Consider the following 16276-nt stretch of genomic DNA (forward strand, 5'->3'; position numbering starts at 1 on the left):
CCACGATTCACACGATGATTCCCACCGATGCCATGATTCGTTACGGTTGATGCGTGACGTCGCCGACGCTGTTCACCCAGGAGTTCTGGAACGATCCCCATCCCGTGTATGCCGCGCTGCGGCAGGAGGCGCCGGTGCGTCCGGTGACACTGCCCAACGGCATGGAGGTATGGCTCGTCACCAGATATTCGGACTGCAAGACCGCGCTCGCCGATCCGCGCCTGTCGAAGCGGCTGGGGGTCGGCGACAGCTCACGCGCGCTGGCCCCTGCGGTGCGCTCGCCGCTGACCCAGCACATGCTGGCCAGTGACCCGCCGGACCACACGCGGCTGCGCCGGCTGGTGGCGAAGGTGTTCACCGCGCGGCGCGTCGAGGAACTCCGCCCGCGCATCGGCGAGCTGAGCGCGGCCCTGATCGAGCCGTTGCGCGGCAAGGACGGCGTGGACCTCGTCGAGGAGTACGCCGTCCATCTGCCGATCCAGGTGATCTGCGAGCTACTCGGCGTGCCGATCGAGGACCAGGCGGACTTCCGGCGCTGGACGGCGGTGATGGTGTCGGCGTCGGCCGGCGGCGCCGGGGTGCCCGAGGCCGCGGCGGCCTTCGTGGGTTACCTGCTGGGGCTGATCGAGCGCAAGCGCGCCGCCCCGGCGGATGACCTGCTCAGCGCGCTGATCGCGACCAGGGACGAGGACGACCGCCTCAGCGAGGACGAGCTCACGTCGATGGCGTTCCTGCTGCTGTTCGCCGGGCACGAGACCACGGTCAACCTCATCGGCAACGGGATGTACACCCTGCTGACGCTCCCGGACGCGCACCGGCGCCTGCGGGAGGACCCGTCGCTGATCCCGGCGGCCATCGAGGAGTTCCTGCGGCTGGAGAGCCCGGTCGAGACCGCGACGTCACGCACGGCCACGGAGCCGGTCACCTACGGTGGGGTGACGATCCCGGCCGGCGCCATGGTCGCGATCTCGCTGCTGTCCGCCGACCGGGACCCGGACCGGTTCCCGGTGCCGGACGAGTTCGACCTGAACCGGCCCGACAACCAGCACCTCGCGTTCGGATACGGCATCCACTACTGCCTCGGCGCGCCGCTCGCCCGGCTGGAGGCGCAGATCGCCTTCACCGACCTCCTGGCGGCGTTCCCGGACATGCGCCTGGCCGTGCCGCCCTCCGAGGTGATGTGGCGGCCCGGCACGCTGATCCACGGCACGGTGGCGTTGCCGGTCCTGCTGTGAGACCCGGTCACGCCCGGTAGCGCCGCACGCCGGTGGCCGTTCGGGAATATAGGGACTGACCTCCGCCGGCCGGTGGAGGTCAGTCGGGCATGTGGCCGCCGACGCCGAGGAACAAGGCGACCAGACCCAGCACGCCCACGATGATGGCGGTCAGCTTGGTGAACCGGCCGGTCGGGTCGGCGACGGTGACGTTGAACCAGCCGAGCGGGTCGACGCGGACGCGGACCTGGTCGCCGGCCTTCGGCTCGGAGTCGAGGAAGCGCAGCCGGCCGAGGTCCTTGCCGGTGGAGTGGTCGGCGACCTGATACGCCGGGAACGTCTCCTCCGAGACGCTGCTCAGCCCGCGGACGACCTGCGTGACGACGGCGTCGGTCGGGGTGCCCGCGCGCGACATGTAGGCGGGCAGCACCAGCAGCGCGGCCAGCCACGAGGCGAGCGTCAGCACGAGCAGCATGACCACGCGGCTGCTGACGGTGTGGTCGGGGGCGCCGACCCGATACAGCAGGTAGCCCGGCACGGCGGCCAGCAGCGACAGCGCGGAGCCCACCGCGAGCCAGGTGAAGCTTGGACCGCCGGCGAGGGTGCCGGTGACGATGACGAAGCCCGTCGTCACCGCGAGTGCGAGGAGCGCCCGCCAGATCCCCTTGAACAGCGCGCTCCACGGATAGTGCTTCACGAGTGGCCACCGTAGGCGATCTCCGGTCGGCGCGCTGCCCCCGGGCCTCCCCGAATTCGCGTGACAGGCAACGGATCGGGCGATATCCGACACAGCCGGACAAAAGTCGTCTCCGGCCGGGGCGCCCCCGAGGGAGCGCCCCGGCCGGAGAGGGCGTGGACGAAATGCCCCCAGCGCGTCAGGAGGAGGCGGCCACCCGGCGTACCGCCGCCGAATAGTCGGGAACCGTGGACATCGCCGCCGCCAGGCGCAGGAACGGCAGCGCCTCCTTCGGGCGGTTCTGGCGCTCGAGGGTGCGGCCCAGCAGATGGCAGGCGTAGTGGTCGGTCGGGTCCCGGTCGACCAGCGCGCGCAGGTGCCGCTCGGCGCGCTTGAGCTGGGCGGACGCGAAGTAGGCACGCGCCAGCCACAGGCGCACCTCGGCGTTGCCGGGCTCTTCGGAAAGGACGGCGGACAGGATCTTCGCCGCCTCGATCGGGTCACCGGCGTCGAAGTAGAGGACTCCCCTGCGGTACTCGGCCATCACGTCGTTCATGGCAGCTTGTAACGTCCACTCGGGCCGGGATTGTTCCCTCAGTGCGTCTTGAGCCACCGTTCGAGGTCGTCGAGGACGCGGTCCTGCTCGGGTTCGTTGTAGACCTCGTGGTGCAGCCCGTCGTACACGTGCAGTGTCAGATCCCGCGATCCCGCCCGCGCCGCGATGAGCCGGCTCGACTCGGCGTCGACGAGGCCGTCCTCGCTGCCGTGCAGCACGAGCGCGGGCAGCGTCAACTCGGGCAGGCGCCGCTGGAAGACGGCCATCTGGGTGAGCATCGCACCGCCGAGGCCGGCCGGGATCTTGCCGTGGTGCACCAGCGGGTCGGCGTCGTACTTCGCGACGACCGCCGGGTCCTTGGAGATCAGGCTGGACGGCAGCGACTGCACCGGCGCGCCCGGGGCGATGCGGCCGAGCACCTTGGCGACCGCGATCGCGGGCTTCGGGATGCCCTTGCCGGGCACGACCGGCGTGCCGGACAGCACGAGTCCGCGCAGGCCGGCCTGGTGATCCAGCGCGTACGCCAGCGCGATCATCGCCCCCATGCTGTGCCCGATCAGGAACGGCACCTGGCCGGGATGGCGGCGACGGACCTCGGCGAACAACACGTCGAGGTCGTCCGTGTACTCGGTGATGCGGCGCGCGAGCAGGCGCTTGCCGCCGGAGCGTCCATGCCCGCGGTGATCGGGCGCGTACACGCCGAGACCGAGCTCGCCGAGACGCGCGATGACATGGTCGTACCGCCGGGCGTGCTCGCCCATCCCGTGGGACAGGACCACGACGCCGCCCACGCCCCGCTCGGGCAGCCAGGCGTCATACACGATCCGGACGCCGCCACCGCCGGTGAGGGCGAGTTCATCGCGCTGCATGGCAGAATCGTGCGCCGCGGCGACGCCCGTCCGCAAGGAGCCCGCCCGGGACCGATACGCAGCGCGCGTCGGGCAGCTACGTTCCGCGACGACTGCTGCTTGTGCCTAGCGTCACACAACAGCCGCACGGACGGCCGCGGACCGGGCACGTTCCGTGCGGCGAGCGAGCGTACGAGGTGCGTGCGGGGCCGCGGTCGCGCCCGCGGCCCCGCACGACGTGCGCTCCGCGGTACCACGGGCACCGCGCTCAAGGCAGAACTCGTTGCCCTCGCCGATCGGCGAGAACGGCCCAGCCGGTACCGTCTGGTCGTCTGAACTCACCGACGAGAGAGGCGCCCAGGCCAAGCACGCGCTCGATCTCCGCGTCGAGGTGGACACGGATGAACAGCAGGCCGGCGGAGCCGTCCGGGGCGAGGGATCGGCAAAGTCGGACGTGATGTGCCTGATGCGGACAGTCGTTGCGTCAAGGTATATCTGTCAAGGGTGTTGCCGCCGAAGGGAGCCGAAGGTTGCTGACAGCTGGCCCGGCATGGACGGCCACGGCCGACAGCCCGCAGACGCCCGCGCCGCCGCTCGGCGGCGCCGAGGAGATACTGGTGCTCACCCACCACTGTGACCTGGCGTTCCTGGAGGAGTGCCTCCGGCCGGCGCGGGCGGCGGGAGCACGGATCACCGTCCTGTACGACGCGGCGGCGGGCGATGACGACGCACCGCCCCACGGCGACGCATCCGCGAACGGCGCCACGCCGGGCGACGAGGGCGCGACACCCTTTGGCGGCGCGAACGCACACGCGGACACGCCGGGCGACGCGGTGGCGGCGGTGCGCGACGTGCTGCCGGTGCCGGTCGTGGTGCGATCCGGCGGGGCGTTCCGGCCGCGGCTGGTCATCTCCGCGTCGCCGACCGCGGCCGTGGTGTCGATCGGCTCCGGCGACGCGACCCCGGACGGCTGGCTGCGCAACGCCGAGGTGTGGACGCACCTGCGCGCCGACGGGGCGACGGTACCGACGCTGATCACCGACCTCGCGGAGTGGCTGCTGCGGCTGCCGGCGCAGCTGTGGATCGAGCCGCTCGGCGTCGAGCGGCTCGCGGCGGTGGCGAAGCTGCTGACCGCCCGGCCGCACGCCGCCGAGGCGGACGAGCCGCTCCTGCTCACCAACGACCTGGTGCCGATCGTCGAGCAGCTGCCGTTCCCGTCGGGGGCGGACCGGCTGAGCGTGACCGCGCCCGCGTTCGACGCGGCCGGGCGGGCGCTCGGCGAGATCGTGCGCGACGTGCGGGCGGCGCGCGTCCGGCTGCTGCTGCCTGCGGGCGTGCGCTGCGACCCCGTGGGCCTGCTGGTGGCGCTCGACGAGGCCGGCGGCGGTGCGGACGCGGCCGGGACCCCCGAGGAGCCCGAGGTGCGCACGCCGGACGGGCCGCGGCGGCACCACGCCGGCGCCATCGAGTGGTGGACCGGCGACTCGGGCGTCCTCGTCACCGGCGGCCTGGACTGCACCCCGGAGGCGCTGCTGTGCACGAGCGCCGAGCCCGGCGGCAACTGCGAACTCGGGCTGCTGCTCGATGTGACGCGGTCCCTTGTGGACGTGCCGGACGCCCGCGAGATCGAGCTCGACGACGATGCGTTGCGGGTGCGCCCGGCCCCGGCCGCCGCGCCCGCCGTCGCCCGGGTGCTCGGGGTGCGGCTGCTCGCCGACCGGATCGAGGCGAGCCTGGTCGCGGCCGGAACGACGGCGCCGGACGGGCTCGTGGTGACGGTCGGCGACGCGGCGGCGAAGCTGCCGTGGACGGGGGCGGCGGGGCGCCTGCACACGTACGCCTCGTCCGCCTCGGACGGCTCGGACGGTCCGGCCCTCGACGGCCGCACCGCGCGGGTCAGGGCGGCGGACGGCACCGACCTCGGCGCTGCGGTCGTCACCGACGTCGCGGGCGCGGTGACCCGGTTCAGCCACCCGTCCCCGCTGGAGACCCTGCCGCTGCCGGCCGTGCTCGGCGACGCCGCGCGCCTCGATGCGCTCTTCGCCGCGGTGGCGCAGCTGGCGACCGGGCGGACGGTGCGCCACGGCGTGCCCGCGCGGGAGCGCCGCTCGCACGAGGAGGCGAGGCTGCGCGCCCTCGTCGGCCCGGCGCTGCTGGACCTGGCCTTCGGCCGCGCCGCGATCCGGGCCGCGACGGGCGGCACGGCCGGGCACGAAGAAGCCGGGCACGAGGAACCGGCCGCTACGGGCAGTACGGCCGGGGATGAGGAACCCAGTGTGGCGGCGGCGATCGCCGGGCTCGACGGCCCGGGGCGCGATCGTCTCAGGCAGCAGGTGCTCCGGCTCGGGGGCGCGGCCGCCGGGTGGCCATTGCCGGCCCGGCTCGCCGCGTTCCGGCTCGTGCTCGTACTCGCCGCCGGCGGGCTGTGGCCCGCGCCGCAGGACTGGACGCCCCTCGTCGCCGCCGGGCTCGACGCGCTCATCGCGGCCGACGACGAGGCGTTCGGGGCCGAGCAGTCGGCGCTCGCCACGGTCGGAATCGCGGCCGTCCATCACGGGCACCGGCTCGCGCCGCTGGCCGGGTTCGAGGACCTGCGCGCGGCCGTCCGGCTCGATCGGGCCGCGCCGCCGGAGCTGGTCGCCCGATACGCGGACGGGCTCGCCGGGGCGGTTCTCGGGGCCGGCTTCCGCGCCGAGGACATCACCGCCGACGCCGGGGAGCTGCTGGTGCGCTCGCCGTTCGACGACGCGGTCGACACGATCCCGGGGTCGGTGGGGACGGTACAGCGGGCCGACGGCGGCGGCGTGCTGGTCGAGACGACCAAGGATCCCCGCCGCACCACCCTGCTGGTGCTGGACCTGCTGCGGGACTTCCCCGACACGCACGTCGCCGTCCGCGGCAGCGCGGGAACCGAGACCCACGGCTGGTGGAACGGGCGGCGCCTGGTGCTGCTGACCCCGTTCGGCGGCCGGTGGCGCGGCTCGCTGTGGCCGGGCCTGATGACAGGCATCGCCACGTACGCCAAGGGCGCCTCGCCCCTGCCGGCCGCGGCTCGCACCTGGATCACCGAGGCCCCGGAAATGCCCGAAAGCTGATCCGGTTCCGCCCCGGCGGCCCCGGCCTGGTGGTTGACCTGCCGGACCGGGTGAACGAAGATCGCCAAGATGATCTCTGGGCAGGATGAGCCGAGGCCGGCCGGGCGGCTGGTCTCGCGGCTCGGCGGGCCGCCGGGCACGGTATCGGTGACGGCGGCCGGGCAGCCCGCGCTGCACGCTCTGATCGCGGGGGTGGCGCGGACGCTCGGCGTGCCACCGACCACGCGGGTGTGGTTGACCGCGGACGCCGAGATCACCCGCCGGGCAGACTCGTCCGGCAGGCATCTGCTCATCGGCCTGCCACTGCTCAGCGTCCTGAGCGCGGCACAGCTGCGGGCGCTGGTTGGCGAGCAGCTGACGCTGCTGCACCGCACGGATGCCCGCCGGGCCGATCGAGCGCTCACCGAGTGGTCCGAGACCGTCTGGGACGAGGAGGCGGCCGAGCCCGCGGCGACGCCGCGCCGCGAACCCGATGCGTACGTGGCGCAGTTGCAGGACGCGGCGGACCGGGCGGCGATCACCGCGGCCGGCGCCGCGGGACCGGCCGCGCGGGCGATCGCGCTGGCCAACCTGTCGGAGGCCGGCTATCTGCTGTTCCGGGTCGACTCCGGTCCGCCGCTGCTCGGGCAGTGGTGGTGGCAGTTCAGCGACCTGGTCGACGGCTGGGATCGCGCGGTGCGACACGGGCTCGGCGACGCGCAGTGGGACGCGGAAACGGCGGCGGCGCTGGCCCGCCTGCACCCGCGGCTGTCCGGCGAACTGACCGCGCTCGGCCAGGAGTCGCTGCCCCTGGTCGCGGCGGTGGATCCGGTACCGGTGGCGCCGCTGTCGGTCCGCGAGCAGCGGCGGCTCGTGCGCGCGTTGACCGGGTACTCGGCCGTGACCATCTTCCGGTGGCGGACGTACGAGACGGCACCGGCACGGCGGTGGCGACGGCGGGCCGCGAAGGAGGCCCGTTCGTTGCGGGCGCAGCTGGCCGCCGTGCTCGGCCGCGACCTGGTCGACGACGTCGAGGCGATCCGGATGATCGAGTCCGGGGCAGCCGCCGCGGCGTGTGGGCACGTCGAGGAGCGCCACGAGTTCGGAGCGGGCGACCCGGCGGTGGCGTTGGTCGAGGATCATCTCCTGCGGCGGGGCTGGCGCCTGGAGCATCCCGCCGTGCGGGGCGTGCTGAGCGGTCCCGATGGCCGGCGGGTCGACGGGATCGAGGTCTTGCGCGCGGGTGCGGACTCGGCCGCCGTACGCGAGCTGTTCGCAGCGGACCACCCCGGGTCCGGCCCAGGCTGATCCCCACCGGCGTGGGGGCTCCAGCCCGCCGCCTCGATCGGCGCATCGTCACGAACTGGCCGGGCACCGTGCCCGGACCCGCCCGGCTCGCCCTCGGCGACTACGTGCCGGGCTGAGCCTCCACGGGCGATCGCGCGAGGGTCCGCGCCATCCACGGGCGCGCAGCCCCTGCGCCGAAACGCATCCGGAAGTCGTCGACGACCATCGACAGCAGCGGCCGCCGGCCGGCCAGGAAGCGCAGCGGCCCGTCCGGCTCGATCGTCCACGCGACGCGGGCCGGGCCGCAACGGGCCGTCGCGCGCACCGGCGTGGTCTTCGCCGCGCCGGCGAGGACCTGGATGACCCGCAAGCCGATCGGCAGCCGCAGCGCCGGGCCCCGCCGGCGCAGCCGCGCCGCGGCGATCGGCCCGGCGCCGGTCGCGGCGGCGGCGCGCACGCCGGTCAGCTCGAACTCGGCCAGGTCCTTCGGGATGCCCCACAGCGCCCGGCCGCCGTCGCGGGAGCGGGGGCTGTCGACCCAGATGTGGGTGATCGTCACCCGCGGGCGCAGGCCGGCCCGCACCAGCACCGCCGAGAGCAGCTCGCGGTAGCTCATGTCACCGCCAGGGCGGTAGTCGACCCAGGCGGTGCCCACCACCGCCCGCCGGCCGAAGCGCACCACGCGCACCGCCCCGGCGAGTTGCGCGGGTAGCCCGGGCAGGTCCGCGACGGGCAGCGCCCAGACCGACACGTACATCCGGCCGCGCAGCGACCAGGGCTCCGCCGGATAGGCCATATCCGCACTGTACGCCGCTGTGACGGGCCGCCGGCGACGATCGTCAAACTGGCTGACCCGTCCGCGATGCCTTTGCGCGAACCTATCCGCGAGACTTGGCCCGGCGGCGGACGCGGACGGTCACGAAGGCCGCCGCGCCGGCCAGAACCACGGCCGCGGCGGACAGGACGCCCACGGTACCCGGGGCCGTGCCCTTCGACGCCGCGGGGCGCGGCTCGGCGGCGGCCGCCGTGGCCGCGGCGCTCGGCGTGGGCGGTGCGTGCAGCGCGGCCGCCTCCTGCGGGGTGACCAGATGGCCGACGGAAGTGCCGGCGGGCAGCGCGAAGCCCCAGTCGAGCAGCGTCGTGCCCTGCTTCCAGGCCCGGGCCGGCACGATCTCGGCGCCCATGATGGTGACGACCAGCCGTCGGCCGCCCCGCTGGGCCGCGCCGACGTAGGTGTGGCGGGCCTCGTCGGTGAAGCCGGTCTTGCCGCCCAGCGCCCCCGGGTACTCGGTGAGCAGCTTGTTCTCGTTCTGGATCTGGAAGCCCTTCGGGTCCTGCGGCGGCTGCGGCGGCCACCGGAAGCGCTGCATCGTGTCGTACTTGAGGAACTCGGGGCGATCGAGGTCCTCCCGCGCGATGAGCGCCAGGTCGTAGGCGCTGGTCAGCTGCTCCGGGGCGTCCAGGCCGGACGGGGTGACCGCGTGGGTGTCGTCGGCGCCGAGCCGACGGGCCTCGGCGTTCATCGCCGCGATCGTGGCCGGCACGCCGCCGTCCCCGCCGGCGACCCGGGCGAGCGCGTTCGCGGTGTCGTTGCCGGACTGCAGCAGCAGCCCGTACCACAGCGTGGACACCGGGTAGTGCCCGCCGACGATCATGCCGACCGCCGAGCTGTCCGCCGGCAGGTCGAGATCCGCGGGCGTCGCCTCGACGACCAGGTCCGGGGCCAGCTTCGGCAGCACGGTCGCGGCCAGCAGCAGCTTCTGCACGCTCGCCGGGCGGCGGCGCAGGTGCGGGGCGCAGGCGCCGAGCACCTCGCCGGTGTCGAGGTCGGCGACCACCCACGACATCGCCGACAGGGTCGGCGGGGCGGGCGCGCCGGCCGCCACGGCCAGGCCTGTGGTGGCCATCCCGTCGCCGCCGATCACCGGCGTGGACTCCTCGCGCGGCGGCGACGGCGGGGTGGGCGGAAGCGTCGGGAGTGACGCATACGGACACGGGGCCACCGCCGCCGGGCTCGCCGACGGACCCCGCGCCGGCAGCGGCGGCGGGCCGGCCGGCAGGGCCACCAGGGCCGGGGCCAGCGCGGCGGTCATGAGACGCCAGACTCCCATGCCGCGCAGCCTACCGAGCCACGGCGTCGCCCGGCGGCCGGTCGGCGCGAGGACCCACCGCGGCTACCGCGACCGCGGTGCTCGACGCTCGGGCGCCGCCGAGGCGATCTCCTCGATCCTCGGCGGCGCCCGGTTCCTTCGCAGGGTTCGGTTTCGTGGGGTTCGGCTTCGCGGGGCTGGTTACGCCGGGATGCTGTACGGGTCGCCGTACACCTTCCAGCTCAGCGGCGGGTCGAGGTCGAAGTTGCGGTTGTTGAGGAACACCCGCTGCTCGGTGTCGACCCGGCTGGTGTCGCTGTGCGCCTCCTCGGTCCTCATCGCCGCGACCCGCGCGTCGAGGAAGGCGTTGAGGTAGGCCGCCTCGTCGCCGCCCTGTGCCGGCGTCTTCGCCTTGGCCATGGCGGCCTTACGGATGCCGCCGAAGCTGACCGGGTCGGTGCCGGGGCCGTGCATGACGATCGCGTCGTAGTAGATGAACTGGCCGAGCGCCCGCACGCCGTCGGCCTTGGCCTGGTTGACGGCGGGGTTGAAGTACACCCGGTCCCGCTCGTCGTCCTGCGCCTTGGTGAACTGCGGGTCCGCCGCGGCGCTCTTCCAGTCCGTGGTGAAGTTCGGGTCGAGCCCGGTGTGCGAGGCGGTGCCGTTGACGCCGCGCAGCGCCGGCAGGTACTTCGCCAGCACGTTGCCCGGCACCCGCTGGGTGTAGAGCTGGACGAGGTCGAGCATGTCGCCGGTGCCGGAGCAGAAGCCGATGATGCCGGCCGTGTACCCGCGGCCGTCGCCGATGTCCTCGATGTACTTGTACTGCGCCTTCCAGTTCAGCGAGGAGTTCTCCGCCGAGGACACCAGCTGCATCGCGATGTCCTTCTTGCGCGGGTCGAACAGGTCCTTGCCAGACGAGGACGCGCTGCTCGACGGGGTGCCCCCGGTGGCGTTGCCGTACACCTGGAACTCGAACAGCGAGTAGCCCCACTGGGTGGCGCGGGCGGTGCCGTAGAGCCGCACGTACCGGCCGGAGCCGGACAGGCCGGTCAGGTCGTCGGTACCGCCGTCGCCGTTGCTCGTGCTGTAGATCGTGCTCCACGTGCCGCCATCGGCGGAGGTCTCGATCCGGTACGCCTTGCCGTAGGCGGTCTCCCACTTGAGGTTCACGTGCGTGATGCTGCGGGTCGCGCCGAGGTCGACGCGGATCCACTGGGGGTCGGATCCTTTCGCGCTGGCCCAACGCGTGGCGGTGTTGCCGTCGAAGGCCAGCGCGGCGCCGAGGGACGACGACTCCACCGAGGACGAGGTGGCCGGCTTGCCTTGCGACAGCAGGGTCTCCGTGGCGGCGTCGGCGCTGTGCGTGACCAGGACGGTCGTCACGGTGCCGAGGGTGAGCAGAGCCGCGGCGCCCAGGCCGGCCAGCCTGAGGGGGTGATGCATGAGGCGCCTCCAAACCGTATCTGTTAGGCAACTTACCTGACAGATGTTGAAATCAGAGCGCCTCGATGTCAAGGGCTCGACGCCGCGCGCCTTCGGGGAACCCGCGCCGGCGGTCGCCAACCCCTGGATTCGGCTTGTCCGGCCGGATCGGACAGAATGACAGGGTGACGCACAGCATCGAGGACGACTGGGTAGCCCGCTTCGCCGACGAGGTCATCGCATCCGCGCAGGACCGCGCGCCGGGCCGGCCGATCGTCTGCGCGTCCGGGCTGAGCCCCTCCGGGCCGATCCACCTCGGCAACCTGCGCGAGGTGATGACCCCGCACCTGGTCGCCGACGAGATCCGCCGCCGCGGCGAGGACGTCGTGCACATCCTGTCGTGGGACGACTTCGACCGCTTCCGTAAGGTGCCGGGCGGCGTCGAGGGTGTCGACGAGTCGTGGAGCGAGCACATCGGCCGCCCGCTGACCTCGGTGCCGCCGCCGGCCGGCAGCCCCTACGGCAGCTGGGCCGAGCACTTCAAGGCCGCGATGGAGGCGTCGCTGGAGCAGCTCGGCGTGCGGTACCACGGCATCAGCCAGACCGAGATGTACCGAAGCGGGGCGTACACCGAACAGATCCTGCTCGCCATGCGGGAGCGGCAGCACATCGACGGCGTGCTGGGCAAGTACCGCACGAAGATCGCGCCGGAGGAGAACGACGAGGACGGCGAGGGCGTCACCGGCTACTACCCGTATCGGCCGTACTGCTCCGTCTGCGGCCGCGACACCACCACCGTCACCGCCTACGACGACGCCACGACCGAGCTGACCTACACCTGCTCCTACGGCCACGGCGCGACCGTGCTGCTGTCCGAGCACCGCGACGGCAAGCTGGTGTGGAAGGTCGACTGGCCGATGCGCTGGGCCTACGAGGGCGTGCACTTCGAGCCCTCCGGCGTCGATCACACCTCCCCCGGCTCGTCGTACGTCGTCGGCAGCCAGCTCGTCGCCGAGGTCTTCGGCGCCCGCCCCCCGATCGGCCCGATGTACGCGTTCGTCGGCATCGCCGGCATGGCCAAGATGAGCAGCTCCCGCGGCGGCGTGCCTACCCCCGCCGACGCGCTGCGGATCATGGAGGCCCCGCTGCTGCGCTGGCTGTACAGCCGCCGCCGCCCCAACCAGTCCTTCAAGGTCGCGTTCGACGACGAGATCCAGCGGCTCTACGACGAGTGGGACACCCTCGGCCGCAAGGTCGGCGAGGGCACCGCCCCGCCGGCCGACGCCGCCGCGTATCACCGCGCGATCGGCACCGCCACCGGCCCGCTGCCGGTGACGCCGCGCCCGCTGCCGTATCGCATGCTCGCCTCCGTCGCCGACATCACGGTCGGCGACCCGGCCCAGATGCTGCGCATCCTGGCCGACATCGACCCGGCCGACCCGATCGTGTCGCTGGAGGACACCCGCCCCCGCCTGGACCGCGCCGTTCACTGGGTCACCAACTACGTCCCCGACGAGCAGCGCACCCACGTCCGCACGGCACCCGACACCGAGCTGCTCGCGTCGCTGGACGACGAGCAGCGTGCGGCGCTGCGCCTGCTGGCGGAGCGCCTGGCGGAGCAGTGGTCCCTGGAGGGCCTGACGAGCCTGGTGTACGGCGTGCCGAAGATCCGCCTGGGCCTGCCCATGGACACGAAGCCGACCCCGGAGCTCAAGACGGCGCAGCGCGAGTTCTTCTCGCTGCTGTACCGCCTCCTGGTCGGCCGCGAGTCGGGTCCCCGCCTGCCCACCCTGCTGCTCTCGCTGGGCGCCGACCGGGTCCGCACCCTCGTCGGCGCCTGATCCGCCAACCTGAACTGCGCAGCCTGAACTCCCCAGCCCGGCCGAAAACCGGTTGCCGCGATCGGCCGGGTCGGGGAACCTTGTGCCCATGACGCTCTGACGGACTTCTCCGCTGGCACCACGCCCGCGCACCGACCCGGTGCGCCGTGCTGCCGTCCGTCCGCACCCGTCCTCTGGGAAAGAGCGTCGTTGTCCGCTTCGCAGCACTCCGCCACCGTCACCGTCTTCGCCTCCCCGTCGAGCTGGATCGAGTCCGCCGCCGTCGACCAGTGCCGCCAGGTGGCGGCCCTCGACGGCATGGTCCACGTCGCGGGCATGCCCGACCTGCATCCCGGCAAGGGCGCGCCGATCGGCGCCGCCATGCTCTCCTCGGTGTTGTACCCGCTGCTGGTGGGCTCCGACATCGGGTGCGGGATCGCGGTGTTCCCCATCGCCCTCAAGCGCCCCGCGCCCGAGCGGCTCGCCGCCCGCTTCCCCGACCTCGACCGGGCCCTGGAGCCCGAGGATCTCGGGGACTTCGGCCTCGTGGCGCGGGACATCCCCGCCGGCCACGTCGAGGGGCTCGGCACCGTCGGCCGCGGCAACCACTTCGCCGAGCTGGCGCGGGTGCACACCGTTCTCGACGCGGGCCACGCGGACCGCCTCGGGCTGCGCGCCGGCGACCTCGTCCTCATCGTCCACAGTGGATCCCGAGGCCTCGGCGAGCGGATCCTGCGCGAGCACACCGAGGCGCACGGGGCCGGGCCCGCCGCCGACACCGAGGCCTACCTGGCCGTGCACGACGCCGCGGTACGGTGGGGATCGCTCAACCGCCGGCTCATCGCCGCCCGGGTCGCCGGCGCGCTGGGCGCGCGGCGCAGCGAGCCGATCGTCGACCAGTGCCACAACCTCGTCGAGATCCGCGACGGGGCATACCTGCACCGCAAGGGCGCCGCCCCCGGCGACGGCCGGGACGTGCTCATCGCCGGCACGCGCGGCACCGTGTCCTACCTCGTGGCCGCGCACGCGGGCCCGGAGGCCGGCCACTCGGTGGCGCACGGCGCCGGGCGCAAGATGTCCCGGGCCGACGCGCTGGTCCGCAACCGGGCCAAGCACACCGTCGAGGAGCTGCGCCGCACCCCGCTCGGGTCGGTCGTGGTCTGCGGCGACCGGCAGCTGCTGTTCGAGGAGGCCCCGGGCGCGTACAAGCGCATCGAGCAGGTGGTCGCCGACCTCGTCGAGCACGGCCTGGCCACGCCGATCGCCACCACGGCCCCGGTCGTCACGTACAAGACCGCCGACCGGGAGCCGCGCCAGGGCCGAGACCGGGGCCGGGTATGAACGGTCCGGAGCGAAGCGGAGGGGCCGGTCATCATGGGCTCAGCCGCAAGTCATGCCGAAGCCGGAGCGAAGCGGAGGCTTCGGCATGACGGGTGTACACCTGCTGATGTCGGCCGGCCGCGGCCCGCAGGAGTGCGCGTGGGCCGTCGCCGAGCTCGCCGCCCGCCTGGAGGCCGAGGCCGCCGGGCTGGGCCTGGCCACCCTGCGGGTACACAGCGTGCCCGGCGACCACCACGGCACCTACCGGTCGGTGCTGCTGTACATCGGCGGCGACGACGCCGGGCGGTTCGCCGCCACCTGGACCGGGACGCTGTGCTGGCAGGCGCCGAGCCCGTACCGCACCGGCGCCGGGCGCAAGAACTGGTACATCATCGCCGGCCCCTGCGACCTGGACGCCCCGAGCACGCCGTTCACGGAGGCGGACGTGGACATCGTCCCCTGCCGGACCGGCGGCCCGGGCGGCCAGCACCGCAACAAGGTCAGCACGGCGGTGCGCGCGACGCACCGGCCGTCGGGCCTGGTCGTCGTGGTCGACACCGAGCGGCAGTTCGGCCAGAACCGGCGGCTCGCGCTGGACCTGCTGCGCCGCCGCCTCGGCGAGGGCGACGCGGCCGCCGCCCGCGCCCTCGAGGCCGCGAGGCGGCACATGCACGACGAGCTCGTCCGCGGCGACCCGGTCCGCGTCGAGCGCCCGGTCAGGCCAGGTCCGGCACCGGATACAACGCCCCGTCCGAGGCAGGGTCCAAGGCAGCGTCCACAGCAGGGTCCGCGGCCAGATCCAAGGCCCGGGTCAGGTCGGCGATGATGTCGGCGGGCTCCTCGAGGCCGACCGAGACGCGCAGCAGGGACGCGTCGACGCTGTCCGCGGTGCCGCCGTGGGAGAAGATCAGCGACGCCGGGTGGGTGATCAGCGTCTCCATGCCGCCCAGGCTCACCGCGTTGCGGGCCAGCCTCGTCGAGGCCAGGACCCGGGTGGCGAACCGCTCGGACTCGACCGTGAACGACAGCATCCCGCCGAAGCCGCTCATCTGACGGCGCGCCAGGGCGTGCTGCGGATGGCTGGACAGGCCCGGGTAGTGCACCGCGACGACCCGCGGGTGCGCCGCCAGGGCCTCGGCGACCGCGCGGCCGTTGTCGTTGTGCCGGGCCATGCGCAGCGGAAACGTGCGCAGGCCGCGAGCCAGCAGCCAGGCCTCGAACGGATGGCAGGTCGGGCCCAGCACGCGGGCGGTCTCCCAGGCGCGGTCGATCAGCTCCGCCCGGCCGGTGACGACGCCCGCGGTCACGTCGCTGTGGCCGTTGAGGTACTTCGTCGCCGACTGCACCACCAGGTCCGCGCCGAGGTCGAGGGGGCGGGTGTTGTACGGGGTGGCGAACGTGTTGTCCACGACGAGCAGCGCGTCCGGGGCCGCCGCGCGCACCGCGGCCAGGTCGGTGAGCACCATCGCGGGATTGCTCGGGGTCTCGGCGTAGACGACGTCGGTGTCCGCGTCGACGGCCTCGTGCAGCGACTCCTGCGGTACCAGACGGACCTCGACGCCGAACGAGGGCAGCACGTCGCGCAGCAGCGTGAGCGCGGCCGCGTAGTGGTTGGTCTGGGCGACGACCCGGACGCCGGCGCGCACGTTCGAGATCAGCGCGGCGCTGACCGCGGCCATGCCGCTGCCCAGCAGCAGCGCCCGCTCGGCGCCGTCGAGGTCCGCGAGCATCGCCTCGGCCTCGGCGTTGTTCGGGGAGCCGTAGCGCGTGTAGTACCCCGTCGGCGCCACCGCCGCCGCGATCCGCGCCGCCTCCGGGGTGCGGGGCAGATCGTACGTGCTGGTCTGGTAGATGGGGGTCGTCACGGGGGTGCCGCCGGGCCGCTCCTCGACGGCCGGGTGCAGGAGCCGGGTGATGCTGAGCCGGGATGCGTCTTCGATCGCCATCGCCCAAGTATGCGGGCCCG

The 16276-nt window shown here is 73.8% G+C and carries 12 protein-coding genes and 2 pseudogenes; 6 read left to right on the forward strand and 8 right to left on the reverse strand.

Features of this window, described 5'->3' with window-relative positions; genetic code table 11:
* Nucleotides 1-53 precede the first annotated feature (53 nt).
* Nucleotides 54-1235, forward strand: a complete 1182-nt coding sequence (locus AB0367_RS23780) for a cytochrome P450 (protein WP_366228590.1) — start codon at nucleotides 54-56, stop codon at nucleotides 1233-1235.
* 79 nt (nucleotides 1236-1314) lie between these two features.
* Here the strand turns inward: AB0367_RS23780 and AB0367_RS23785 are convergent, their stop codons facing one another.
* From AB0367_RS23785 to AB0367_RS23800, 4 genes and pseudogenes are all read right to left on the reverse strand, one after another.
* Entirely contained in the window at nucleotides 1315-1911 is a 597-nt protein-coding gene (locus AB0367_RS23785; RefSeq protein ID WP_366228591.1) for a hypothetical protein, read from the reverse strand.
* A 178-nt stretch (nucleotides 1912-2089) separates the two neighbouring features.
* Entirely contained in the window at nucleotides 2090-2446 is a 357-nt protein-coding gene (locus tag AB0367_RS23790; protein WP_366228592.1) for a tetratricopeptide repeat protein, read from the reverse strand.
* A gap of 38 nt (nucleotides 2447-2484) precedes the next feature.
* Nucleotides 2485-3315: a lysophospholipase gene (locus tag AB0367_RS23795; RefSeq protein WP_366228593.1), complete on the reverse strand. Its 831-nt coding sequence runs from the start codon at nucleotides 3313-3315 to the stop codon at nucleotides 2485-2487.
* A 249-nt stretch (nucleotides 3316-3564) separates the two neighbouring features.
* A pseudogene (locus AB0367_RS23800) lies at nucleotides 3565-3682 on the reverse strand (VOC family protein); the annotation flags it as partial.
* 142 nt (nucleotides 3683-3824) lie between these two features.
* Here AB0367_RS23800 and AB0367_RS23805 point away from each other — a divergent pair.
* Together AB0367_RS23805 and AB0367_RS23810 are read left to right on the forward strand one after the other, a co-directional pair.
* Entirely contained in the window at nucleotides 3825-6389 is a 2565-nt protein-coding gene (locus AB0367_RS23805; protein ID WP_366228594.1) for a hypothetical protein, read from the forward strand.
* Between the two features lie 69 nt (nucleotides 6390-6458).
* Nucleotides 6459-7676 (forward strand): hypothetical protein, encoded by a 1218-nt coding sequence (locus AB0367_RS23810; protein WP_366228595.1) that lies wholly within the window; start codon nucleotides 6459-6461, stop codon nucleotides 7674-7676.
* Between the two features lie 100 nt (nucleotides 7677-7776).
* On the opposite strand, the gene AB0367_RS23815 is transcribed toward AB0367_RS23810, so the two are convergent.
* The 3 genes from AB0367_RS23815 to AB0367_RS23825 form a co-directional block, all read right to left on the reverse strand.
* A complete protein-coding gene (locus tag AB0367_RS23815) occupies nucleotides 7777-8451 on the reverse strand; it encodes an acetoacetate decarboxylase family protein (protein WP_366228597.1) in 675 nt (224 codons plus the stop codon).
* 82 nt (nucleotides 8452-8533) lie between these two features.
* Nucleotides 8534-9766 (reverse strand): D-alanyl-D-alanine carboxypeptidase, encoded by a 1233-nt coding sequence (locus AB0367_RS23820; RefSeq protein ID WP_366228598.1) that lies wholly within the window; start codon nucleotides 9764-9766, stop codon nucleotides 8534-8536.
* A gap of 180 nt (nucleotides 9767-9946) precedes the next feature.
* On the reverse strand, nucleotides 9947-11191 hold the full coding sequence (locus AB0367_RS23825) for a chitosanase (RefSeq protein ID WP_366228599.1): 1245 nt from the start codon (nucleotides 11189-11191) through the stop codon (nucleotides 9947-9949).
* Between the two features lie 164 nt (nucleotides 11192-11355).
* Between AB0367_RS23825 and lysS the strand changes: the two genes are divergently transcribed.
* The 3 genes and pseudogenes from lysS to prfH all read left to right on the forward strand — a co-directional run.
* Entirely contained in the window at nucleotides 11356-13011 is a 1656-nt protein-coding gene (gene lysS, locus AB0367_RS23830; RefSeq protein WP_366228600.1) for a lysine--tRNA ligase, read from the forward strand.
* Between the two features lie 189 nt (nucleotides 13012-13200).
* Nucleotides 13201-14331, forward strand: coding sequence for an RNA ligase RtcB family protein (locus tag AB0367_RS23835; protein ID WP_366228602.1), 1131 nt, complete (start codon nucleotides 13201-13203; stop codon nucleotides 14329-14331).
* A gap of 85 nt (nucleotides 14332-14416) precedes the next feature.
* Nucleotides 14417-15025 (forward strand): annotated as a pseudogene (gene prfH, locus AB0367_RS23840) (peptide chain release factor H); the annotation flags it as partial.
* A 1-nt stretch (nucleotide 15026) separates the two neighbouring features.
* Here the strand turns inward: prfH and AB0367_RS23845 are convergent.
* Nucleotides 15027-16256, reverse strand: a complete 1230-nt coding sequence (locus AB0367_RS23845; protein ID WP_366228603.1) for an aminotransferase class I/II-fold pyridoxal phosphate-dependent enzyme — start codon at nucleotides 16254-16256, stop codon at nucleotides 15027-15029.
* Between the last annotated feature and the right edge of the window lie 20 nt (nucleotides 16257-16276).

It is taken from the genome of Dactylosporangium sp. NPDC051484 (assembly GCF_040689395.1).
Taxonomy (GTDB): Bacteria; Actinomycetota; Actinomycetes; order Mycobacteriales; family Micromonosporaceae; genus Dactylosporangium.

What these genes read in the sequence shown, in the direction of transcription:
- AB0367_RS23790 (WP_366228592.1), bottom strand. Translation starts at nt 2,446, where the DNA reads ATGAACGACGTGATGGCCGAGTACCGCAGGGGAGTCCTCTACTTCGAC.
- AB0367_RS23795 (WP_366228593.1), bottom strand. Translation starts at nt 3,315, where the DNA reads ATGCAGCGCGATGAACTCGCCCTCACCGGCGGTGGCGGCGTCCGGATC.
- AB0367_RS23810 (WP_366228595.1), top strand. Translation starts at nt 6,459, where the DNA reads ATGATCTCTGGGCAGGATGAGCCGAGGCCGGCCGGGCGGCTGGTCTCG.
- AB0367_RS23815 (WP_366228597.1), bottom strand. Translation starts at nt 8,451, where the DNA reads ATGGCCTATCCGGCGGAGCCCTGGTCGCTGCGCGGCCGGATGTACGTG.
- AB0367_RS23820 (WP_366228598.1), bottom strand. Translation starts at nt 9,766, where the DNA reads ATGGGAGTCTGGCGTCTCATGACCGCCGCGCTGGCCCCGGCCCTGGTG.
- AB0367_RS23825 (WP_366228599.1), bottom strand. Translation starts at nt 11,191, where the DNA reads ATGCATCACCCCCTCAGGCTGGCCGGCCTGGGCGCCGCGGCTCTGCTC.
- AB0367_RS23845 (WP_366228603.1), bottom strand. Translation starts at nt 16,256, where the DNA reads ATGGCGATCGAAGACGCATCCCGGCTCAGCATCACCCGGCTCCTGCAC.